The sequence below is a fragment of the Limosilactobacillus gorillae genome (genome assembly GCF_001293735.1).
In the GTDB taxonomy this organism is placed as follows: domain Bacteria; phylum Bacillota; class Bacilli; order Lactobacillales; family Lactobacillaceae; genus Limosilactobacillus; species Limosilactobacillus gorillae.
Genome location: NZ_BCAH01000013.1, coordinates 1 through 23,687, shown reverse-complemented (window position 1 = coordinate 23,687; position 23,687 = coordinate 1). Strand labels below are relative to the sequence as shown.

22 protein-coding genes are annotated in these 23,687 nt (G+C 46.4%); 4 read left to right on the top strand and 18 right to left on the bottom strand.

What is annotated here, in order from left to right:
* The first annotated feature begins 384 nt into the window (after positions 1-384).
* Positions 385-1,077: a TetR/AcrR family transcriptional regulator gene (locus AOQ57_RS02380; RefSeq protein ID WP_115873768.1), complete on the top strand. Its 693-nt coding sequence runs from the start codon at positions 385-387 to the stop codon at positions 1,075-1,077.
* Between the two features lie 98 nt (positions 1,078-1,175).
* Here AOQ57_RS02380 and AOQ57_RS02375 read toward each other — a convergent pair whose 3' ends face one another.
* The 9 genes from AOQ57_RS02375 to AOQ57_RS02335 form a co-directional block, all read right to left on the bottom strand.
* Positions 1,176-2,645 (bottom strand): DASS family sodium-coupled anion symporter, encoded by a 1,470-nt coding sequence (locus AOQ57_RS02375; protein ID WP_093624858.1) that lies wholly within the window; start codon positions 2,643-2,645, stop codon positions 1,176-1,178.
* 15 nt (positions 2,646-2,660) lie between these two features.
* On the bottom strand, positions 2,661-3,593 hold the full coding sequence (locus AOQ57_RS02370; protein ID WP_093624856.1) for an L-lactate dehydrogenase: 933 nt from the start codon (positions 3,591-3,593) through the stop codon (positions 2,661-2,663).
* A 28-nt stretch (positions 3,594-3,621) separates the two neighbouring features.
* Positions 3,622-5,160, bottom strand: coding sequence for a citrate lyase subunit alpha (gene citF / locus AOQ57_RS02365; protein WP_093624854.1), 1,539 nt, complete (start codon positions 5,158-5,160; stop codon positions 3,622-3,624).
* On the bottom strand, positions 5,150-6,055 hold the full coding sequence (citE, locus tag AOQ57_RS02360; RefSeq protein WP_093624852.1) for a citrate (pro-3S)-lyase subunit beta: 906 nt from the start codon (positions 6,053-6,055) through the stop codon (positions 5,150-5,152). Before citE ends, citF begins: the two co-directional genes overlap by 11 nt.
* A gap of 2 nt (positions 6,056-6,057) precedes the next feature.
* Positions 6,058-6,348 carry a citrate lyase acyl carrier protein gene (gene citD / locus AOQ57_RS02355; RefSeq protein WP_093624850.1) on the bottom strand — a complete coding sequence of 97 codons (291 nt, stop codon included), beginning with the start codon at positions 6,346-6,348 and terminating at the stop codon, positions 6,058-6,060.
* A gap of 460 nt (positions 6,349-6,808) precedes the next feature.
* The gene (locus AOQ57_RS02350; protein WP_093624848.1) at positions 6,809-7,162 is read right to left on the bottom strand and encodes a DUF956 family protein; all 354 of its coding nucleotides are present in this window, start codon (positions 7,160-7,162) and stop codon (positions 6,809-6,811) included.
* Entirely contained in the window at positions 7,163-8,083 is a 921-nt protein-coding gene (locus AOQ57_RS02345; protein WP_093624846.1) for a PTS system mannose/fructose/sorbose family transporter subunit IID, read from the bottom strand.
* 29 nt (positions 8,084-8,112) lie between these two features.
* Positions 8,113-8,916: a PTS mannose/fructose/sorbose transporter subunit IIC gene (locus AOQ57_RS02340; protein ID WP_093624844.1), complete on the bottom strand. Its 804-nt coding sequence runs from the start codon at positions 8,914-8,916 to the stop codon at positions 8,113-8,115.
* A gap of 20 nt (positions 8,917-8,936) precedes the next feature.
* Positions 8,937-9,917 (bottom strand): PTS sugar transporter subunit IIB, encoded by a 981-nt coding sequence (locus tag AOQ57_RS02335; RefSeq protein WP_093624842.1) that lies wholly within the window; start codon positions 9,915-9,917, stop codon positions 8,937-8,939.
* A gap of 495 nt (positions 9,918-10,412) precedes the next feature.
* Between AOQ57_RS02335 and AOQ57_RS02330 the strand changes: the two genes are divergently transcribed.
* Together AOQ57_RS02330 and manA are read left to right on the top strand one after the other, a co-directional pair.
* Complete coding sequence (locus tag AOQ57_RS02330) at positions 10,413-11,354, top strand: Dyp-type peroxidase (protein WP_093624840.1); 942 nt, start codon at positions 10,413-10,415, stop codon at positions 11,352-11,354.
* A gap of 187 nt (positions 11,355-11,541) precedes the next feature.
* Positions 11,542-12,504 (top strand): mannose-6-phosphate isomerase, class I, encoded by a 963-nt coding sequence (manA, locus tag AOQ57_RS02325; RefSeq protein ID WP_093624837.1) that lies wholly within the window; start codon positions 11,542-11,544, stop codon positions 12,502-12,504.
* Between the two features lie 237 nt (positions 12,505-12,741).
* On the opposite strand, the gene apf is transcribed toward manA, so the two are convergent.
* The 9 genes from apf to murB form a co-directional block, all read right to left on the bottom strand.
* A complete protein-coding gene (gene apf / locus AOQ57_RS02320; RefSeq protein WP_235788994.1) occupies positions 12,742-13,323 on the bottom strand; it encodes an aggregation-promoting factor in 582 nt (193 codons plus the stop codon).
* A 318-nt stretch (positions 13,324-13,641) separates the two neighbouring features.
* Positions 13,642-14,460 carry a Cof-type HAD-IIB family hydrolase gene (locus AOQ57_RS02315; protein ID WP_167336624.1) on the bottom strand — a complete coding sequence of 273 codons (819 nt, stop codon included), beginning with the start codon at positions 14,458-14,460 and terminating at the stop codon, positions 13,642-13,644.
* Between the two features lie 30 nt (positions 14,461-14,490).
* Positions 14,491-16,341 (bottom strand): acyltransferase family protein, encoded by a 1,851-nt coding sequence (locus AOQ57_RS02310; protein ID WP_093624831.1) that lies wholly within the window; start codon positions 16,339-16,341, stop codon positions 14,491-14,493.
* Between the two features lie 10 nt (positions 16,342-16,351).
* Positions 16,352-16,663 carry a hypothetical protein gene (locus AOQ57_RS02305; RefSeq protein ID WP_093624829.1) on the bottom strand — a complete coding sequence of 104 codons (312 nt, stop codon included), beginning with the start codon at positions 16,661-16,663 and terminating at the stop codon, positions 16,352-16,354.
* A 282-nt stretch (positions 16,664-16,945) separates the two neighbouring features.
* Positions 16,946-18,766, bottom strand: coding sequence for a glutamine--fructose-6-phosphate transaminase (isomerizing) (glmS, locus tag AOQ57_RS02300; RefSeq protein ID WP_093624827.1), 1,821 nt, complete (start codon positions 18,764-18,766; stop codon positions 16,946-16,948).
* Positions 18,767-18,953: 187 nt separating this feature from the next.
* The gene (glmM, locus tag AOQ57_RS02295; protein WP_093624825.1) at positions 18,954-20,312 is read right to left on the bottom strand and encodes a phosphoglucosamine mutase; all 1,359 of its coding nucleotides are present in this window, start codon (positions 20,310-20,312) and stop codon (positions 18,954-18,956) included.
* A 35-nt stretch (positions 20,313-20,347) separates the two neighbouring features.
* Complete coding sequence (locus AOQ57_RS02290) at positions 20,348-21,229, bottom strand: CdaR family protein (protein WP_093624823.1); 882 nt, start codon at positions 21,227-21,229, stop codon at positions 20,348-20,350.
* On the bottom strand, positions 21,219-22,061 hold the full coding sequence (cdaA, locus tag AOQ57_RS02285; RefSeq protein ID WP_093624821.1) for a diadenylate cyclase CdaA: 843 nt from the start codon (positions 22,059-22,061) through the stop codon (positions 21,219-21,221). The genes AOQ57_RS02290 and cdaA overlap by 11 nt, the downstream gene beginning before the upstream one ends.
* Before the next feature lie 14 nt (positions 22,062-22,075).
* Positions 22,076-22,972, bottom strand: a complete 897-nt coding sequence (murB, locus tag AOQ57_RS02280; protein ID WP_093624819.1) for a UDP-N-acetylmuramate dehydrogenase — start codon at positions 22,970-22,972, stop codon at positions 22,076-22,078.
* A 128-nt stretch (positions 22,973-23,100) separates the two neighbouring features.
* Between murB and AOQ57_RS02275 the strand changes: the two genes are divergently transcribed.
* Positions 23,101-23,637: a 3'-5' exonuclease gene (locus AOQ57_RS02275; protein WP_093624817.1), complete on the top strand. Its 537-nt coding sequence runs from the start codon at positions 23,101-23,103 to the stop codon at positions 23,635-23,637.
* Positions 23,638-23,687 lie beyond the last annotated feature (50 nt).

The window sequence follows — 23,687 nt, the reverse complement described above, 5'->3', positions numbered from 1 at the left end:
CCTCATTAAAAATATTCTTAATTCACTAATTAGGGTTAGTCGGGAGTACTACTCAGCATGACCTTTCGTTCATAATCCCCGATCATGAACTGTCTATTGTTATACTCTTTAAATAGTATTTGGAAAGTCCCTATATGGAGAACCGCGGGTTTATCGTAGAATGAATCAATGAATTATTTGATTATACTTAACTGGCCTTATCGTTACTCATTTATCATCATTTTACTTTAATTAGAGAAATGATATAATGGCATCCACGAATGGAAAGATCTATTACCTAACGATAAAAAGTAACGCCCATTATAAATTAACTAGCAAGCAAGTTAATTTACCAGTGATCCTCTTACCCAATAAACCACCTACTTTGAAAGGAGTATTCGGATCTTGCCAGACATCCGAGTCATTAATACTAAGAACCGCATTTATAAGGGCTTTCTAAGCTCAATCAAAGAGCGGTCGCTTAATAATACGACCACTAAAGACATCATTCGAGAGGCCGAAATTAGTCAAAAGACCTTTTATACTTACTACGAGAATCAAAATGAGCTACTAGATGAAATGGAGGAGGAGTGCTTAACTGACCTCCGTGACGCCCTCATAAAGGATCGGGAAGCCTTGTCTCAAATTGATGAAGTTTCTAATCAGCTTCAGTTAGCAGAGCTTGCAGACCAAACATTCGTCAACACAATTGATACCTGTGCGAACCACCGTGAAGTAGCGGGAACCCTTTTATCATATAAGGGGAACATTAACTTCTTAGCTAAAATTAAGAAGTTAGTTAGCAATGAATTCGTTACCCGCTTACCTAAACTAATTGTCTCCCACAGGTCGGTTTGGGATCAACTACGATTTACACCGAATGTTAAGATTCCAGCTGATTACGTTACAGAAATCTATGTTAACTTAATAGTAAACATCATTAGCTACTGGTTGACTTCAGAGGATCCAATTTCCAAACGCGATGTTCGAAATATTTTAGGAATTTCTCAGGTCTTATCACCACTCCAATTGTTGGCAGGTACTGATGTTCCTACTAATCCAATTAATCAAGTTCACCCAACGAAAAAAACTGAATAGTAAAGTTAAAGGGGCTGTGACAAAAATATCACAACCCCTTTTAATAAAAAATCAGGGATTGATGCTTAACCACATCAATCCCTGATTTCTTTACAGCATTAGTACATCCCGATAACCTTTAACCAGATTGGTGTTGAGACACCAAAGATGACTAAGTAAACAAGTCCTAAGATAAAGTTGTACTTCCACCATTCGCTCTGGGTGACGTATCCAGTTGAAGCCAGAACGGAGGCTGGTCCGTTAGCATAGTGAGTCGTTGAAGCCATGATGGTCGTCGTAAAGGCCAGTAACATGGCAGACAGGCCTAATGGGGCTCCAGTTGCAACCGCCACGGATAAGAATGGCAGGTATAGTGCCGTAACGTGGGCCGTCCCACTGGCGAAGAAGTAGTGAGAGTAAAACATTACCAATACCAACACAAGCAGGACGATCCACCAGGAAATTCCGTGTAGCCCGGATTCAACCAGGCCAGCAAACCACTTGATAAAGCCGTAGCTGGTTAACTTACCGGCCATGAAGACCAGGACAGATAACCAGATTAAGATATTCCAAGCCCCGGTTTCACTTAGGACGTCTTTAACTGTTAAGACCCCCGTGACTAACAGAACCCCAACGGCTAAGAAAGCCACAAATGATGCTTTAAACTGGGGAAGTTTAATAAAACTCGACATAACCCACATGATGATCGCACCACTGAAGGTCAGACCCATAATAATTTCTGGAACCGTCATTTTCCCCATTGTATCCAGTTGCTTTTGGGACCATTCCCGGGCATTAGGAGTTTCCTTAACTTCTGGACCATACATCTTGTAAATCAAGAATGGAACTACAACCGCCGAAATAATTACGGGAACTAAGGCCGCTAGGAACCAAGAAACCCAAGTAATGTTGTAGTGTTCCTTGGCCGCCATTTGTTGGACCACAATGTTTGGAGCTGCCCCAGTGACAAACAGGGCCGTTGAAATGATGTTCGCATGAAAGGCGCTAAAATCCAAGAACGACCCAATCTTCTTTCGTGACGGATCGTTTGGCTTGGAGTCGTAATTAGTTGAAATTGACTCAACCAGCGGCCAAACCACACCCCCGGTCCGGGCACTGTTTGATGGAATCAAACCACCTAAGATCAGTTCCAAACCTGTAAGGGCATAAGCAATCCCTAAGGAACGCTTCCCAAACCATTTGATCATATTGTAGGCAATCCGATTTCCTAGCCCAGTCTTCATGATCCCGGCCGCCATAATGAAGGCCATAGCAATTAACCATGATGAAGAGTTACTAAAAGCACTGAGAATTCCTGAATTAGTAACAACCCCCTGGGCATTCTCAACATCTTCAACTGGGGCGAGTCCCACCAGGACCATCACGATCAACCCGACCAAGGTTGTCCCCGCAATAGGCAGGGGTTTAGTGATACACCCAACAATTGTTGCGACAAAGATGGCAAATGTTTGCCATGCTTGGACAGATAGTCCTGCTGGTACCCAGAACAAAGGGATTAAATATAAGATAACTCCGATAACTACGGGAGCGATAAAGCCCCTATAGTTGACCTTCTCTAAGGTTTTCATGTCTTCTTCTCCTACTTATAATTCAACTGCATCCAAAACTTTTTGTAATTGATCGGCTGAGTGTGCCATCTTCTTTAACTCCTGGTCAGACAAAGGAGTTTCGACCACGTAGGCAATCCCACTAGCGTTGACAACAACGGGGGAGCCCAGGTAAAGATCATGGTTTATTCCGTACTCACCATTCATCGGCGCCGAAAGAACCATCATCCGGTTACGGTTTTCTAAGATCGCCGTGCAGATAACGGCTAGGCAACGAGCAACCCCATAGTGAGTTGCACCCTTACTCTTGATAATCTCACCACCGCGACCACGAACTTCGGCTTCCAATTGTGTCTTGGCTGCTTCGTCAAGGTTCGTAATTTCCTTTAGCAGTTTTCCGTTCACTTTGACTTCATCAAAATTAATGAAAGAGGTATCACCATGTTCGCCAAGGACAAGGGCATCAATCTCACTTGGCTTGTAGTTAAACCGCTGACTTAGGATCATTCCCAACCGGGCCTTATCAAGTGAGGTCCCGGTCCCAATGACCCGCTCCTTAGGGAAGCCTGATAGTTTTTGCGTCAAGGTGGTTAAAATATCAACTGGGTTTGCAGAGACCACAAAGATCCCTTCAAAACCACTTTTTACCACGGGATCAACGATCGTCTTTAGAATCTTGGCGTTCTTGTTAACTAGGTCCAGCCGGGTCTCCCCAGGCTTACGAGGAACCCCCGCAGTGATCACTACAATCCCCGCGTCCCCTGCTTCGGAGTAATCACCAATGTGGACATCAACATCGGAACCAAAGGGGATGATATCTTGTAAATCTTTTGCATCCCCTGCTGATTTTTCTTTATTAAGGTCAATGATTACTAATTCATCAATGGCGGTTGTTGATTGCAATATGGAAAAGGCAAATGATGATCCAACTGCCCCATCGCCAACTAGTACAACTTTTCGATTCTTCATGTTTCTCTCCTCTTACCTTAATCTATGATTAGTCTTTTACTTGCTTAATTTCATCGATCAACGTCCCGTCCCGGTATTCCACCAGGGCAACGGTCCGGTCAGTGTATTCAATTTTTTCGGGCTTACCAACGATCTTTTCAGCCCGTTCCTGTAATTCTTCAATCGTCATCAAGTTAATTGATGGGTGCTTCTTAAAGCATTCAATCAAGTCCTGACGGGCTGGGTTGACGGCAACCCCCACTTCAGTTACCACAACATCAATTGAAGAACCAGGAGTGGTGACAGAATTAACCTTTGGCACAATCGTTGCGATCCGTCCCCGGGTTAATGGTGTCGAAATAATGGTCATTTTCGCCGTTCCGGCATCCTGGTGGCCACCAACGGCCCCGCGAATTTCACCATTGGAACCGGTCAAGACGTTAACGTTAAAGTCGGTATCAAGCTCCAAGGCGGAAAGGATGGCAACGTCTAATTGGTCAACCATTGCTCCCTTGTTATCTGGGTCGGCATACCAGGAACCATCAATTTCAGCTTGACCAGGGTTGCTCTTCATGCTTGAAGCTGCCCCCTTATCGAAGTCTTGAACGTCCATAACCTTCTTAACCAGGCCCTCTTCAAGCAGTTCGACAATCGGTGAAGTAGTCCCCCCACAGGTGAAGGAAGCAGTGATCCCTTGATCAAGCATTGCCTGGCGTAGGAAGCGGGTTACGGCAAGGGATGCGCCCCCCGTCCCCGTTTGGAAGGAGAAATCTTGCTTGAAGTATGGTGAGCTGACGATTACATCGCTAACCGTCTTGGCAATCTTCAATTCCTTCGGGTCCTTAGTGAACCGGGTCGCTCCACCGCCAATCCGGTCAGGGTCCCCAACCTTATCAACCTTAACCACGTAATCAACTTGGGTTTGGTTAATGGAAGCTGGCGTGTTCGGATAATCAACAATGGTATCCGTTACTAGGACCACCTTATTAGCGTACTTAGCATCCACTAAGGCATACCCAAGGGAACCAAAAGCAGATTCGCCTTCCATCCCATTGGCGTTCCCCATCCGGTCGGAATTAGGAACCCCCAGGAAGGCCACGTCAATCTTGATGTTCCCATTTTCAATTGACCGGGCACGGTTCCCATGGGAGCGGAAAATAACGGGATTCTTCAGCAGGCCATGGGAAATTGCCTCTCCCAGTTCACCACGCATCCCCGACGAAGTAATGTTAGTGATTGTCCCAGCCTTAATTCCTTCAATCACCTTATCGTTCATGATTCCGGTTAATGAAGATGGTGCTAAGGTCAAGTCCTTGTAACCCATCTTGATGATCTTGTCCATCACCATGTTAAAGACAAAGTCCCCGTTACGGAAGTGGTGGTGAAATGAAATCGTCATCCCATCCTTAAGGTTATCCTTGATGACCTTTTCTAGGGAATCTACTAACTTATCATCACCCTTGGTAACCCGTACCTTATGATCCGTGTAAGTTACTTCCGGGTGGCCAATCTTCGTGGTTTCAAACGGTTTGTAACCCGTTTGTTCAAGGATTTCATCAGAAATTTCACGACCAACACTATTCTTCAATGTATTCACCTTCCTCATTAATCAAGTTTGCCGCCTTCGCCAAGCGAATGACCCGTTGCGCCCGTAGGACAACTGGACGGTCAACCATTTGACCATTCATTGAAATAACCCCGGAACCCTTTTGGTGAGCTTCTTCAATTGCCGCTTCAACGTCCAAGGCATTTTCAATTTCCTTCTTGGTCGGTTTGTAGACCTCATTTACCCAGTCAATTTGCCGTGGGTTAACCAGGGACTTCCCGTCGTATCCAAGTTGGTGAATGTATTCCGTTTCTCGCTTGAAGCCCTCAACATCATTCATGTTGGTGAAGACGGTGTCAAAGGCAGCAATTCCAGCAGCCCGGGCAGCATGAAGAATCATCTTACGGGCAAAGTCTAATTCGGCTCCGTCTGGGTAGCGGTGGGTCTTCATGTCGGTAGTGTAGTCTTCCGCAGAAAGGGCCAACCCAATCATCCGGTCAGTACTCTCGGCAATTTCTAAGGACTTCAGGACCCCTCGTGCACTTTCAATTGCAGCCATCACGTGGGTACTCCCAACTTCCCGGCCAAATTCCTTTTCAGCCTCTTCAACCACTTTAACGAGATCCAGCATCATTTGGGCAGATTCAACCTTTGGCAAGCGGATTACTTCAATCCCCGCCTTAACCATGGCAAAGACATCGTTACGGAAATACTTTGTATCCAACCCGTTTACCCGAACTACTAATTCAGCATCGCCATAGTCTTGGGTTTGTAGAGCTTGATAGACAAGCATCCGAGCCGCATCTTTTTCAGCCATCGAGACGGAATCTTCCAGGTCAAACATAATTGAATCAGCCCCATAGATTCCGGCGTCCTTAACCATCCCAGCGTTATTTCCGGGAACGAACATCATTGTCCGGCGTAATCGTTCTTCCATTTTTAAAGCACCTCCCAGTTTGGTTGATCCGCCGTCCCAAGGGCCCGTTGGATTACCGCCATCATCCGAGCCTTGATCACACAGTCTAAGGCTCCCTTATCAACCACCTTAACATTGGCATCCGTGATCTCATACTTGGCTAACGTATCGGTAATCACCTTTTTAATTTGCTTCCCGTAAAGCTCCTCTACTGATGAGTTAAGGTCAATGTTGATTCCCTGACCTTTACTTAACGTAATTTGAACATCAGACGATTCTAGCGTTCCCGCCAGCGCCGTTTGCTTAATTTCCATCTTTGTTGTTCATCCTTTCTTCTCTTACACTCTTGCTTACAACTCCCGAGGATTAGTAGTAACAAAGCGATAGTCAATTCTGATACCAATTCCCGAGTTAATCCTGAAGGGCTTACCGGACCTTAGTAACCGAAATAACTTCTCCGCTGATAACTTGGTCCACTCAATTCGGTAAACCTTGCTCTCCGAGGAAGTACTTCATCCATCGCTAAGTTATAACTATCCGTCGTTCTTTAAAATGGTTCCGTACCCGCGTACCTTGTCATAATATCCAAGGCAGGGAAAATCCACTTTTTAAATGGTGAGACGTCACTTTTAACGGTAAAGACATAAACCCAACTATTTTTAGGACTTGTCGCCCCAATGAAATTAGCAAAGGGGTCCGGCTAACCGGATCCCTTTAAGGAAGCCTTTCTAAGTAATCATCAATTGGAGGTGTTCTTGTTACTTTCTATTTCAATTAGCGATGTCTAAACCAGTTTTGAATCCGCTTGAACATCGGCCTTGGCTTCACGAAGTTTTCTTTGGGGATGTATTCTTGCATCACTTTCAAGAGCTTTTTTGGCTCCTTAGCTGCAAAAATATAGCCACCGTTCTTTTTGGTAACAACTTGAATTCGGGGAATCCAGCGTCCCTTCAAAAAGACCGATACCATCACGTAGTTAACTTCAGCCCACGGAATTTCAATGAATTTCCGCCGGTCCTTACTGTCGTAGTACTCAAAGCCACCATCGCCGACCACGATGCTCCCATAGGAATTCTGGTAAAGAAAGGACGTCGCTTGCATCACTAAGCGGGGTTGTTCATTCAACAATTATAAGAGCCCCACAACGTGACCAAGGATCCCGACGATGAAGAGACCCAAGATGATAATGATTGGCGAAACGTTCTTCTTCAACAACCACATACAAAGAAGCGTGAGCAGAAGGGCCGCTAAACCAGGAATTAACTGGTCAAGGTTGTCTTGCAAGGTCGTGACCTTGGTACTGGTCAAGGAAAGGCCATTCCCCATATCCCATTCTTGCAGGACCTTTTGGATTGCATGAACGTTATTTGGTAACTTATCCCATTCGATATAGGCACCCTTTTGAAGCGGTGTCTTGGAAACAACGGGCGTAAACTTGATGGAAACCCAGCGTTCGATCAAAGTCCCCAGGATAAACATCCCCATCATTGAGGCCCCACGGGTAACGGTTTGAAGCAACCCACCAGAAGCGTCATCAGTGATCCGCGTCCCTAACTTATAGCCATATTCCTGGGTGTACCACATGAAGGCAATCCGTAGGACATTCCAAATTACAAAGAAGAGGATTGGTCCCATTAGGTTCCCAGAGAGCGCCAAGGAAGCCCCTAACCCGGCAATAATTGGCCGGGCCGTAAACCAGAAGACTGGGTCACCGACCCCGGCGAGTGGCCCCATCATCCCGACCTTCACCCCAGTGATTGCTTGATCATCGATTTCAGCACCGTTGGCCTTTTCTTCTTCAAGGGCCAGCGTCACCCCAATAATGGGGGAAGCCAAGTACGGGTGAGTGTTAAAGAATTCCAGGTGCCGCTTTAGGGCAGCGGCCCGGTCTTCTTTAGTCTTGTACAACTTCTTAATTGCCGGTGACATTGCATAAGCATACCCACCGTTTTGCATCCGCTCGTAGTTCCATGAACCCTGTAAGAAAGTTGAACGCATGCAGGCGTTAAAACGTTCCCGCTTGCTTAACTTAATTTTTTCTTCAGTCATAATTTCGATACCTCTTGATTAATTTCAGTTTAGTAATCATCCAAGATGTCGCCCAGTGGGTCGCCAGCGGATTGACCACCATTGCTACCCCCGTTTCCGGAGCCGCCATGACCTTCCAATTGTAAGTAAAGCAGGGTCAAGGCAAGCCCTAAGGCCCCAATGGCAATCAACGTCAGCTGAGAAACGGCAGCGAGAACAAAGCCAATGATAAAGAATGGCCAAACCTCACGAGTGGCGATCATGTTGATAACCATGGCGTAACCAACGGCTACAACCATTCCACCACCGATGGTCATCCCATCAGTCAGCCAGGATGGCATAGAGGATAAGAATTCTCGAACCAACGTGGACGGAATCGAAAGAAGGGCCAGGGCCGGAATGGCAATCCGCAGCCCCTGTAAGGAAAGGGCGATTAATTGCCAAGTGTTAACCCCACGGATGCTCCCCTTTGCAGCTTCGCGGTCCATAATATGAGAGATGGCGACGGAGATCGTCCGAACAATCATCGTTAAGAACAAACCAGCAACGGCCAGTGGAATGGCAATCGCAATTGCCGTTCCGACATCCTTACTTTGCCCCCCACCTTGAACGAAAATAATGGCTGAGGCAACGGAGGCCAACGCAATATCCGGAGCAACCGCGGCCCCAATATTAGCCCACCCTAAGGCGATCATTTGAAGTGATCCCCCGAGAATGATACATGGTACTAAGTGACCAGTTACTAACCCAATCAGGGTACAAGCAACCAGGGGTTGGTGGCATTGGAATTCATCCAAAACGCCTCCCATCCCCGCAATAAACGCAATTATGATGACAAAAATCCCTGCAATCATTTTGTTTTTCTCCTCAAATCTTAGTTATTGAGTAACGATTCTGCCTTCTTAAGTAGGTTATCCATCTTTTCCGGTGAGCTTGACGGTACCTTCCGGACATCAAACTTAACCCCAAGTTTTTCAAGCTTTTTAAAGGTATCAACGTCTTTTTGATCCATGGCTAGAACTTGGTTAACGTTCACCTTCCCATCGCTATAAGCCATTGAGCCAACGTTTAATTCCTTGATTTCAACGCCGTCTTCAATCGCTTCTAAGGCATCTTCTGGTGTTTCAAACAAGAGCATTGCCTTGGTTTTACCAAATCGAACGTCCTTGGCAACTTCAGCCATCTTCTTGATTGGAACCGTGTTGGCTGGAACGCCTGACGGAGCAGCCTGAGTGATCATATTTTTACGTAACTTGTCTTGGGCAACCCGGTCAGAAACAACAATAATCCGATCAGGATTGGTTGCCTTCGTCCACCCAGTTGCAACTTGTCCGTGCAAAAGACGGGTATCAATCCGGGCCAAGACATATTGAATTTGGCCGCTAGTTGGTAAACCCGCTGCACCGGTGTTAGCCGGCGTAGCTGCTTTCTTCGAGGCTTTCTTTGGATTGAGTTCTTCCGGGAAGATCTTAGCCCCCTTCTTACCCTCACTGAGGATACTAACAACCACGTCTTTAGGATCCTTACCGCTGAAACGGGCGGAGTAGGCTTCAATAACCATTGGTAGGTTCATCCCTGCAATGATCACCCAATCGTCACCCTTTTCTCGTTCATTGATCAAATTACTTGTTTGGTTGAACGGTGTTCCTCCCCAAAGGTCGGCCAAAAAAAGGATCTTTTCAGCATTACCCAGACTGGTGATGGCTTCTTCTAGTTTTTTACGGAAGTCATCAGGCCCCTCATCTGGATTCAATGAGACCGCCACAACATCTTCTTGCTTACCGAAGATCATTTCACTGGAGTGAAGGACCCCCTTAGACATCTGACCGTGGCTGATCAAGATAATACTAAACATCTATACAACCTAATACCTGAATAAACCGGGTGATACAAATTTATGAGTCGGTATTCTCTCCTTCCAGATAGTAATTTAACCTAGCAACTACGCGTTCAATCCCGGTTGCTTCCCTCATAAATTCTGTAAGCGTTTACTAAACATTGTTCATTTTATCACATCATGTAGTCTTTGTGTTGTTTATGCAAGAAAAAAGTCATCGTTAACACAGCCGTTTTATATAAACCAATTTTGTATAATTGATCCTTATGTATCCTTAAGTCACTACTGTAAACCGGTTCAATAATGATTGATCATCTAGACCTATTCTGATAATCATCGTTAAAAAAATTTAAATTTTGATTTCTTACAAAAAATAACTTCCTAAGCCTTGGAGTGAAAAAAAGCCTGTATATCGCCGATTACCATTTGATTTTAAAACATTACTAACCCTTTCTTTACAATTATGCTAAACTAGTTAATAAAGTAGCTTATCCACCTATAAGGAGGTTTTTTATGTCAGTCAACCCATTACGTTCCCAAGATGTCTATATTGATGCCGGTAAGAACGTCACTTTTTTGATGCTTTCCTTGCTCCACAAGGAACAAGCTACCGAAAAAGAGGCCGTTGAAGAAACCGCCGATCGCCTGCAAGCCATTAAGCGTTCCTTAAACGTTCGCTACCCAGACAGCCACCTCCGGATTGCCTTTGGCATATCCAGTTTAGCGTGGGACTACCTGTTTCCTAGTGCACCTAAACCCAACGAATTAGAGGACTTTACTGGTATCAAGGGGGATAAGTATGATGCCCCTGGTACACCAGCTGACCTCTTCCTCCACGTGCGCGCCGACGACCAATCCGTCACCTATGAAGTAGTTGATGAGGTGATGACCTTTCTGCGGCCAGTCACAACCACCGTTGACGAAACTCACGGTTTCCGCTACTTCGAAGGACGGGCAATTATCGGTTTTGTCGACGGAACCGAAAACCCGATCGATGACGACGCTATTGAATGGGGGATCATCCATGACGAAGACCCCGAATTCGAAAACGGTTCCTATGCCTTTGCCCAAAAGTACCTTCACCAAATGGACAATTGGAAGGACCTATCGGCCGAACAACAAGAACAGGTGATTGGGCGCAAAAAATTCACCGACTTAGAACAAGATGATGAAGAGAAAAATCAACGTGCCCACAACGTCGCCGCTCAGGATAATCGGAACGGAATCGAGCATAAAATCGTCCGAATGAACGTTCCTTTCTCTGACCCCGGCCAAAACATCACTGGGACCTACTTCATTGGCTACGCCCGTTATTGGAATGTTACCAAGGCCATGCTGACCAACATGTTTACTAAAAATGATCTCATACTCGATTATTCGACACCGGTTAGCGGTCAGGTCTTCTTCATCCCGTCCCTTGATACCCTCGATAAAATCGCTGATAACCAGTATTAATCAACTTTTTACTGCCCCCTACTTCAACGCAGGGGGCACTATTTTTTCCATTCAGAGTTGCAAAATACTTGTTCTAACGATTAACTTTGTCACCCTGTTTTGCCCCCCACCGGTTGACAGATTGGTTCAGACCGCTTATCCTTGAAAACGAATGATACCGTTTTCTGAAATTGAATGAGGTGATCTAATGTCAGAACCATTTTTCTTAACTCCCGTCTTTCACGAAAAAATCTGGGGTGGCCGACGCTTAGCTAGCGACTTTGGCTACCAACTACCAGATGGTAAAATCGGCGAGTGTTGGGCTATCTCCGGCCATCCCCACGGTCCCAGCCGGATTGAAAACGGCCGCTTTAAGGGCCAGCTCCTCCCCGACGTCTACCGTGAACATCCTGAGCTCTTTGGTAACAGTAAATCTCCGGTCTTTCCCCTCCTGACCAAGATTTTAGATGCTGAAGCCAGCCTATCCGTGCAAGTACACCCCGACGACGAGTACGCTGAGGAACACGAGCACGAACTTGGTAAAACCGAATGCTGGTATGTTATCCACGCCGAACCAGGTGCTTACCTAACGTATGGTCACACTGCCAAGACTAAGGCTCAGCTAAAGGAAATGATTGATGGGGCCAAGTGGGACCAACTCTTCTTGAAGCGTCCCGTTAAGACTGGCGACTTCGTCTACGTCCCTAGTGGTACCATCCACGCCTTAAACAAGGGAATCGTCGTCTTGGAAACCCAGCAAAGCTCTGATACTACGTACCGTCTTTACGACTACGATCGGGTTGACGCCACGACAGGTCAAAAACGGGCGCTTCACCTTCAGCAGTCAGAAGACGTAACCACCGTCCCCTTTGAAGAACCACACCTTACGCCAAGTATTGAGCAGCGGGGTACGTCTTCAATAACCACCCTGGTGGCCCCACCAACGTCTCCTTATTTCTCCGTCTATAAGTGGGATATCAATGGTCAATTATCCTTAACCGCTCAGCGCCCTTACACTCTCGTTTCCGTAATTGATGGGGAGGGCACCCTGACAGTTGACGGGACCGACTATCCCCTTAAAAAAGGTACCCACCTCTTGTTACCTGCTGACGTTCAGGAATGGACGCTGACTGGCCACATGACCATCATTGCCTCCACCAGCACCGTTTAATAAAAAGGCACTTGAGTCATGACTCAAGTGCCTTTTGTATTATTCAAGGGAAGCCATCATAAGCTGTCATACTTTGGAGTGCGGATCCTAGTCGCCTCTAGAACTAATCATAACAGCTTCTACATTTCCTACTAATCGAATGTACTGGATAAAAGGGGTCTCTGTACCCTAAAAAACGCCCCGGTAGGTTTTTCTACCGGGGCGTTTTTTTAGATTGATTATCTAATTATCTTAATATTAGTACCAGCCATTAGCAAGCCAGAAGGACTTGGCTGCACTCCAGGAACCGTAACGGGATGCAACGTATTGGTCAGCAACACGTTCTTGGTTAGCAGCAGACAGGTCACCGCCTAAGTAGCTACGGGAAAGTTGGTACTTACCGTAGTAATTACCGTTTTGAGCGGTGTAGGAACCACTAGATTCACGATTAGCGATCCATGCCTTGGCATCGGCATCAGAACCAGAAGTAGTAGTAGTTGCCTGGGAGCTAGCGGAAGAATCCGTGTTAGCTGATGCGTTAGTGTTAGCTGATGGCAGGGTCTGAGCTTGTTGTGGCGTAGCTTGAGTAATTTCACCATCATCCTTGATTAGGAGTTGTTGGCCAACGTAGATTAAGTTAATGTTTTGAATGTTGTTATTCTTTGCTAAGGAATCAACTAGGTTAGTGTTGTTAGCGAACTTTTGGGAGATACCAGACAGAGTGTCACCTGATTGAACAGTGTACACCGTGTCGGCATTCGCAACACTAGCGGTAGCGGCTACCCCTAATGCGGCCACACCAAGGGTTGCAGAAATCTTCAATAAGTTCTTCTTTAACATAAAGTATTTAACCATCCTTTATTTTTCGTTTACGCGTGCTCTCAAATTTACGTTCCTTATGATACAGGCAGAATATTACTAACAGGTTTCAATCGAGTTGCGATTCGCTCTGGATCATCGTTTAAAATGTAATTTTTTGTAATAAAAACACCCTCATGGAAAAATGACATTTAGTCAACCACCAACGGATTGGGTTTTCAAGTTCGCCTAATTTTATTCTTCGGATCATTTAAATCAGCACAAAAAAAGCAAATTAATTCGAAAAAAGATCATGAAATCTTATTTTCGAATCAATTTGCCTTCAAATTTAGAGTAATATTACAGTATTGTTGCAAACGTCTTGGTTAAGTAACGTGCAACCCCATCGTTTTCATTAGAAAGTGTTTCGTGGTCAGCAATTGCCTTGACAGCTGGTAAGCCGTTAGCCATCACCACCCCATCACCGGCAGCCTTGAGCATCCCAGCATCGTTGTCAGCATCTCCGAAGGCCATTAAATCAGAAAAGTTCAGCCCGAAGTGGCTCAGTAAGTGTTCAAGGCCAACCGCCTTGTCACTTCCCTGGGGTAGAAATTCCAGAATGTGGGGCTGGGACTGAACCACCTGTACCCGGGCGGTGATTTCCTTGGTGGCAAGAACCTCCTCCTTAATGGCCGGCATTTCCTCCTTTGGAATCGCCAGTACGTTCTTAGCATACACGTAATCACCACCCCGCAGGTCAGCAAAGGTTGTAGCCTCAAAACGGATATTTTTGATCGTTTGCCGGTACAAAGATCGGTGGGCCGGGTCAATTTCATAGATTTGCTCAAAGTCCAGGATGTCCATCGGTAATTTACGAGCCGCCATAAAATCGTGGACTGGGATCAAGTCGCCTTTGCTCAATCCGTTTGAAAAGAGGAGCTGACGGGACCGGTTATTAATCACTAGTCCCCCATTAAAGGTAATCGTAAAGTCATCCGGCTCAGTTAGCCCCAGCTGCTCAATAAGGTGCCAGATTGCATTAATCGGACGGCCGGTACATAACACCACCTTAACCCCCTGTTCGTGAAGTTTACGTAATACCCTGATATTTGCCGGACTAATCTCCTTTTGATTGTTCAAAAGGGTATTGTCCAAGTCGAGCGCAATGATCTTTTTCATGCTAATCAAATCTTCTTTCTACCTATATTATTAATGGTTCTTCAGGATCGTGGTTACTAGAAGCCGAGTAAACTGTACGTTACCTTCTTGGTCCATGTGAACCTGATCATTCGCAAACCAACTGTCGTGACCCTTGGACTGTCGATTCCAATCCACCAGGTGGACATTGGCATTGTGCTTAGCTAGTTTCCTAAGCTGCTTATTAACCGTTTTTTCCCAGCTCTTAGTTGGCAAATGAGTATTAATCCAGTAGATCTGGCGGTCCTTACCAATTGCATTCAAGATTTCATCAATTGTTTGGGTCGTCATTGGACCATTAGTCCCCAGATTTAAGACCACAATTTTAGCCAGGTGCCCTTGCTGCTTGAGGCTATTGATCACCGCTGGCCCGGCGCTCCCCTGACGTCCAACCTGGGCATCGACATAGGCATCCGGAACCAGCTCCTGAATATTTTGAGCCGCGTCGACCATCACTGAGTCACCAATCACCGTCATCTTTAGTCTACTCAGGACCTTAAGCTGCTTCTCAGATAACTGATACTTAGCCTTGAGTGACTTGGCATTCACCTGTACCTTAGGCGTCTTTCCCGACGCAATTAACTTGTTACGGGCTGCTGTGGTTTGATTAGCCTTAGCAAGGTGGGTCTGTAGGCCGGTCTTGGCCGGGGCCCTTTCTGGAAGGCAAAGACCAATTAAGGCTGCTACCAACATTAGACCAGCGATCCCCAATTGGGCCAATTTCCTAGGATTCCGTGGGCGGGTCTCGAGCGTCTCACGGACACTTCGGAAGCGGAAGGTCTTCATCGGCTGTTCTACCAGCCGGTAGGAGAGCTCGGCAGCTAAAAGGATCATCGCCACCTCGATTAACCCATTGATGAAGGGATGCGCCCCAACTTGAACCTTAGCTTCGTAAAAAACCATAATCGGAAACTGATAGATGTAGATCCCATACGAACGGCGGCCAACCCAGGAAAAGACCGGGTTGGTTAACCAGCGGTTCATTGAGGCACCAGGGTGAACAATCGTTGCTAAGAGAATTGTACCTACCAAGCTGTAAGCAAACATCCCGCCAAAGTAGGTTCCCTTCGCCTGACCGTCCAGAGTGCAAAAGCCAATTAGTAAGATTAAGAAGCTAATCACCCCTGCCCCATTTAAAACTGTCTTCTCAGTTGGAGCTAAGTTATTACGCAGGCGCCTTCTTGGCCAGACCATCGCTAACCAGGCACCCAACAAAAGGGAGAAGGCCCGGGTGTCAGTCCCGTAATAAACCCGGTTTAAGTTAGCTGGGTTATACAGGGCCGCCATCAAGACGGCCGAACCAACTGCTAGAAGTAAAGTTAACCATTTAATCAGTCGACGATGCCTGCCTAGACCCACGAAAGCGATGAACAAAAGGGCGGGCCAAATTAAGTAGAACTGGGCCTCAACCCCCAATGTCCACAGGTGGGTAAAGGGTGACTCGCCATTAAAGCGATCAAAGTATGACTGGCCGTGACCAATTTCCCACCAATTATAAACCCATAGTAGGTTAGTGACCACGATCTGGCGCAGCTGGTAAAGGAGCTGGTGGCTAAACAAGGTAATGTAAATCACGGTTGTCACCAGCATCCCAATCAATGGCGGATAAAGACGCCAAAAGCGTCGCTTATACAGTCGAACAAGGTCAATCGTTTGGGTCTGATCCCACTCGTTTTGCAACTGATTAGTAACAAAGTAGCCTGAAATCAAGAGGAAGAGTGGCACTCCCAAAAAGCCCCCCGGAAGCTGAGCAATGAAAAGGTGGTAAATAATAACTCCCATTACCGCCAATGTCCGCAGCCCATCAATTCCCGTAACGTAACGACTCCTCTGATCGGCACTTGCTGGCCTGATCTTTTTCATTCGGTCCCTCCTATCCAACGTGATTTTCACGTAGAATGGTTGCCACCAGTTCCTCAATGGCTGGTGTTTTATCCCATTCCTCCCAGTGATCCATCGTTTCTTCTTGTGAGTAAAAGTGTTCGTTGACGTAGTTCTCGTACTTGATAACGTTTTGGGAGTGCGGAATGTTTAACTTCAGGATCCGGACCTCCTTAATATAGCCCCGTTCGGCCGCTAGTTCAGCCCGGCCGTTGTGGACCATGTTACCAACTTCAAAGTATTTTGTTCCGTCAAGTCGGGTAATTTGTTCAATTAGATCCAGTGTCCCTGGACGTTGTGCCATTGATTAATCAACCTCCTTTAATTTATCTCCCCCTTATTTTACGCTGTTCCCGGCAAAAAAACGTTAAAAAAAAGAAAATCACTACCAGGAAGGTAGTGATTGGCATAAGAGAGAAAGAGAATTGATTAGAAGGTAAATATTTAATACCTTATGTCATAATAATAGGCGTTTCTGTAAGCGCTGTCAATATTTTTAGATAAAAAATCCATAATCACACTAATTTTTATAAGTTTAGCCAAAATCAAAAAACACCTCTGCCTTTGCAGAGATGTTTTGATGAGATTATTGAACCGTAACTGACTTAGCTAGGTTACGTGGTTTATCAACATCTAACCCTTTTCCAAGACTCGTGTAGTAAGCTAATAATTGTGCTGGTACTACGGATAGTAGCGGCGTCAAGAAGTGGTTAACGTCCGGTAAGATAATCGTGTCATCTTTCTTAGCTAAATGGCGAGAAACAATTGTCAGGATACTTGCCCCCCGAGCCTGAGTTTCTTCTAGGTTACTCCGGGTTAAGCCGGCCGTCCGGTCCTGGGTAATGATCCCAATGACGGGCGTTCCTTTTTCAATCAAGGCAATTGTCCCGTGCTTAAGTTCTCCAGAGGCGAATCCCTCTGCTTGAACGTAGGAAATTTCCTTAAGCTTCAGTGCCGCTTCCAAGGAAACCGCCCAGTCAATTCCCCGCCCAATGTAAAAGGCGTTGCGCGGCTTGGCTAGGTATTGGCTCACAATTTCTTCAATCTTATCCTTACCGTCAGTGATGGCCTGCATTCCGTTGGCAACGGCGGTTAGCTCATGCTTTAAGTTAAATTCCTTGGCGTCCTCTTCTTGTAGGTATTCCCCCAGAGCCTTAGCCAAAACAGCTTCAACGGCAATCTGAGCTGTGTAAGCCTTCGTTGAGGCAACGGCAATTTCCGGACCGGCAAAGAGTAACATCGTGTAGGTTGCTTCCCGTGACAGGGTTGACTTATCGACGTTGGTAATCGTCAAACTTGGCCAGTGGTTCTTGTTAACGTTAACCAGAACTTCCCGGCTATCAGCCGTTTCACCACTTTGCGACAGGAAAATAAAGAATGGCTTTTTGGACAGTAACGGTTGTTCGTAAGCAAATTCAGAAGAAACATGAACTGTGGTTGGCGTCTTTGCGAACTTTTCAAACATCCGCGCCCCAGCTAAACCAGCGTGATAAGAGGTCCCAGCCCCGATAATGTAGATATGGTCCGCGTCGGCAATGTCAGCTAACATTTGTTGTTCAACAACTGGTTGACCATCGGCATCTAGGTATTCGGAAATCAAACGGCGCATTACGGCCGGTTGCTCATCGATTTCTTTTAACATGTAGAATGGGTAGGCACCCTTATCAGCGGCGTTCGCGTCTATGTCAACCGTAAATGGATTGCGCTTTCTCTTATTACCATCAAAGTCTTCGATAGCCACATCATCCGGCTTAACAATCACTAGTTCGTGGTCATCAATTTCCATAAACTGGTTGGTTTCTTTGATCATAGAAAAGGCATCAGAACCGACCATATTGTAACACTTAGCAAGGCCAACCAAAAGCGGGCTCTTGTTTTTAGCTACAAAGAGGGTGTCCGGTTGCTGTTTGTCCATCAAAACAAAGGCATAGGCCGAGTCATCCGAGATTAAACGTAGTACCTTTAATAAGGCCGTCTTGGTGTCCATCGCGTATTTAACTACAAAACGGTCAACCAGTTGCACAATTACTTCGGTATCGGTTTGGCTCTTAAAGTTGACGTCGCTTAGGTATTCTTCCTTAAGTTGTTTGTAATTTTCAATTACCCCATTGTGAACCAAGTAAAAACGTTCATCAGTGGAATATTGCGGGTGAGCATTGGCTTCACTCGGCTCCCCGTGTGTTGCCCAGCGGGTGTGCCCAATTCCTGCCTTCCCTTGAATGTCTGACGTCAGGGCATCTTCAAGATTGCTGATCCGGCCCGGACGCTTAACAAGATGATCATGTCCCGCTTGATCATTAACATAAATCCCCGCGGAGTCGTAGCCCCGGTATTCAAGGCTCTTAAGCCCGTTCAATAAGATTTCAACAGACCGGTCGCTGCCGGTAATTCCAACGATTCCACACATAGTAGCAATTCCATCCTTTAATTTGTTGAATTGGTATAGATATATTCGTACAAAAAGATATATTCTTAACAATACGTATCATAATAATAACGGCGATTATTGTCAACCATGAGCAATTGGATTGGTCTATCAATTAGGTAACTAGCCCTACAAAAAAGGACTTTCCAACCGGAAAGTCCTTTTTTTCTTATTTGGCCCCGGGCAGGACCTGGCGTGCAACGTCAGCAATCTGACTCACGTAAGCATGAACTAATTCCTTAGTCGGTGCTTCGGCCATGATCCGGAGTAGTGGTTCGGTTCCACTCGGTCGAACCAGTACCCGCCCGTCACCGGCCATCTGGTTTTCAACCTTGGTAATCTCATCCTTTAATTCCTGGTTATTCATCGCTTCTTGCTTGTCTTCAACCGTGATGTTAATCAGTTCCTGTGGGTAGGTGGTAACATCTTCGGCTAGTTCTTTTAGACTCTTACCGCTGGTCTTGACCACTTGTAGAAGTTGCAGGGCCGTTAACATCCCGTCCCCAGTCGTGTTATGATCCAAGAAGATGATGTGCCCCGACTGTTCACCACCAAGGTTGTAGCCATTTTTCAGCATTTCTTCAACCACGTACCGATCACCAACCTTGGTCTTGACACTCTTCATACCGTGCCCTTCCAAGGCTTTATACATCCCCAAATTGGACATTACCGTGGTAACCACGGTATCTTTTTTAAGTCGTCCGTTGGCTTCCATACTCTTACCGCAGATGTACATAATCTTATCACCATCGATAATATTGCCCTCGTTATCAACGGCAATACACCGATCCCCGTCACCATCAAAAGCGATCCCCAGGTCGGCTTCGTTTTCCACCACTGCTTTTTGCAGGGCCGCTGGATGGGTGGAGCCACAATTAAGATTAGTGTTAAGTCCATTTGGTGAAACATTAATCGGAATAAAATCAACATTTACGTCGGCAAAGAGATTAGCAATGAAGGAGGACGTAGCTCCGTTCGCACCGTCAATCACGACTTTAAGCCCTGCTAAGTCGGTCGAAATTGTCTGTTCCAAAAAGGAGGTGTACTTCAGGGCCCCTTCCAGGTAGTCCTCAACGGTCCCTAGGCCATCATCGCTTGGCCGAGGAAGGGTATCCTCTTCGGCATCTAAGAGTCGTTCAATCTCATACTCTAAGTTGTCAGACAGCTTGAAGCCATCCCCACCGAAGTACTTAATCCCGTTATACTGGATCGGGTTGTGGCTGGCGGTAATCATAACCCCAGCATCTGCCTCCTGAGCCCGAACCAAGTAGGCCACTCCAGGGGTCGTAACCACCCCTAAGCGTAGGACTTCAATCCCTACGGATAAGAGACCGGCCACCAGGGCGTTTTCTAGCATTTCACCCGAAATCCGGGTGTCGCGGGAAACCAGAACCTGCGGGCGCTTGCGTTCAGAGTGGCAGGTCAAAACATACCCACCAGCCCGGCCAACTCGAAAGGCTAGTTCAGGACTGAGATCCTTGTTGGCAACGCCACGAACCCCATCGGTTCCAAAATACTTTAACTTCATGATTTTTCCTCGTTTCTTACCTATTTATAGATTTCTTACTTACTGGTTGAATTACCTGCTGATTGACTAGCAGAACTCCCCCCTTGTGTTGAAAAACCGGTTGACGACTGATCACTAGTTGTCGCCGAACTTGTTTGGGTATCCCGGCCATTTGTGCTCGACTCATTCACTGACCCGTCAGAAGCCGTGCTACTTGTGCTTGATGACGACTTCGTGCTTGTGATTGGAACCGTAACTGTTAAAGTATCCGGCGTCACAACCACATTTAAAGTCTGCCCATTCTTATCAACAGCCTGCAAGGTTACCTGACGACCAAAAGTCGAGGTCGCCGTATGCGGAACATTAACAAAGGCAACCACCTTAGCTACCTTGGCCACTTCGCTGCGAGCCCCGGAGACTTGAACATTTTCCATTGACGGCTTAGCCCTACCAACCTCAAAACCATCAGTAACGGTCTTACTACTAAGCTGGACACTGACTGGTGCTGTAATTGTCTCTTTAGCCTGAATATTGACGGTGATCGTTCCGGGATCGATGTGGGAAGTTAATTCCGAATTGAGTCCTGAAACCTTGAGCTTCACCTGGTGCTGGCCGACTCCCAAGCTACTGAGGTCGGCATAGACCTTAAAGTTTTGGGTGTTGACCGTGGTTGTAACCAAGGCTGACGGACCAGTTAGCTTAATTTTAACGTACTGTGGGTATCCTGTCACCACGTAGCGCTTGCTATCAATTGATACCTGTAAGGGAACCTTAATGGTTTGTGACTTATCAGACATCAATGCTGACTCGTTCCCCTGACGTGTTGTCTGACGCAAAAAGGAGCCGTTAACGTAAAAAAACATAAACAGGGCCAGAATTAACGACGTTACCCGCATCACCCACGGCCGGCTAAAGAAGCCATTATCGTTATTTTTCATAGCGCTCTCCCTTCCGAACCAGACTATACAGCCGGTCCCAAAGTTTATTTTGAACGGCGCTCTCCTTTTTATACAGGTGTGCCCGCAAGAATTTAAGGTAGTTTTCCCGGGTCATATCCCGAATCAACTCGTTATCCTTAGTGATTGAAACGCCCCCAGTCTCTTCTGAAATGACAATCGTAAGGGCATCGGTAACCTCAGAAATTCCCACGGCCGCCCGGTGCCGGGTCCCCAATTCTTTAGGAATTAGCTTAGAATCCGACAGGGGAAGGTAGGCTGCAGCCACCGCAATTCGTCCCCCCTTGATGATTACGGCCCCATCGTGAAGTGGGGTATTAGGGATAAAGGTATTGATCAAAAGGGCCCCGGTCACTTCTGCGTCCATCGGGATCCCAGTTTCAATGTATTCCTCAAGGCCAGTGTCCATCTCAATGGAGATTAAAGCCCCAATCCGACGCTTAGACATATACTGAATCGCCTGGTCTAATTGCAAAATGAGGGCTTCTTCTTCCTGATTTTCGGTCTTGGTCCGGGTAAACAGGGTTCCACGCCCCAGGTGTTCGAGCCCGCGCCGAATTTCCGGTTGAAAAATCACCACCATGGCGATAACCCCCCAGTTGATAATCTGGTCCATCACCCAGGAAACGGTGGTTAAACCAAAGTACCACGAGATCAGCTTTACCACGATGATGATGATAATCCCCTTAAACAGCTGTACGGCCCGGGTTCCCCGCACAAGGACCATCAACTCGTAAATTAAAAACCAGATCACCAGGATGTCAATTAGGTTAATGAAGTTGCGCCACGTCAACAGTGTCGCTAAATATGACATCATAACCACCCCCGTTAATCTTGTCGGCCGATGATACGTACCTCAGTCTCTAATTGAACACCAAACTTTTTTTGAACTGTTTCTTGAACATGGTGGATTACGTTAAGATAATCCGTTGCCGTCCCGTTATCAACGTTAACAATGAACCCGGCATGCTTGGTCGATACCTGAGCACCCCCAGAGGTGTACCCCTGTAAACCCGCATCGTGAATTAACTTACCGGCAAAATAGCCGGCCGGGCGCTTAAAAACAGAGCCACAAGATGGCAACTCAAGCGGCTGCTTATCGGCCCGACGTTGGTTTAAGTCGTCCATTTGAGCCGTGATAGTTGCTTGATCCCCTGCCTCTAAGGCAAAGGTTGCTTCTAAAACGATTGCTCCGCTTGCTTGAACTGCCGAGTGGCGGTAACCAAAGTCCATTTCCTGGTTGTTTAGCTGATGGATTTGTCCATCCCGTTCCATAACGGTAACGTGATCAACCACATTCTTGGTTTCACCACCGTAAGCACCAGCATTCATGAAGATGGCCCCCCCGACAGATCCCGGGATTCCGGCCGCAAATTCCAATCCGGTTAAAGAATAGTCCCGTGCCACCTTGGTGACCTCAATGTAAGAAGCACCGGCCGCTGCCGTTACCAAATTATTATCAACGTTAATTAACCGCATCTTCGTTAAGATCATCACCAGGCCTTCGATTCCGCCATCACGAACGATCAGATTAGAGGCGTTCCCAATCACTGTCAGGGGAAGACTAGTTTGGTGGCAGTAATCAACCAATTGTTGAACTTGTTCAACACTGGTTGGAAAGGCCAGCCAGTCCGCCGGCCCCCCAGTCTTGGTGTTGGTGTAATGAGCTAGGAGTTCGTTTTCTTTAATTTCAATGTCTGGAAAGATTGTTAGCAAGTTTTCCATCTCTAAAATCTCCTCTTTTTTATATCACTTTGCCAATTATAGCATTTACCACACCAAGATTCTTGTTCGTTTGCTAATCTAGAAATGATCCTCTAAAATGAAGGAAAATTCAAAAGGAGGCCACCTCAGTGAACTTCATTGCCATGGATTTCGAAACAGCAAGTAGTAAGCGCTTTTCAGCCTGCTCCTTAGCCCTCACCGTCGTCCGTAACAGCCAGATTCAAGATGAATTCTATACTCTAATCAACCCGCAGACCCCCTTCTTTTGGCGCAACACCCAAGTTCACGGGATTCACGAGCGTGACGTCTTAGATGCCCCCACCTTCCCCGAGGTTTGGGATCATGTAAAAGAATTCTTCACCCCCGACAAGCTTGTGATCGCCCACAACGCCGCCTTTGATAACAGCGTTTTGAAAACCACACTTCTCCATTACGAGATCGAGCCACCGGTATACCAAACTCTAGATACTTTGAAGACCAGCCGCCAGCTTTTTCCCGACTTCAAGGACCATAAGCTCAATACAATCTGTGATGAATTGCAAATTGACTTACACCACCACCACAACGCCCTTGACGATGCCCATGCCTGTGCTAACATCTTACTGTACCAGGCCAAACGTTTTGGCACCGAACCGCTGGCACCCTTTGTCAAAATGATCAACTAAGTAACCCACTAGCTAAAAAGATCCTAAAAATCAGTCAACTACGCACCGAA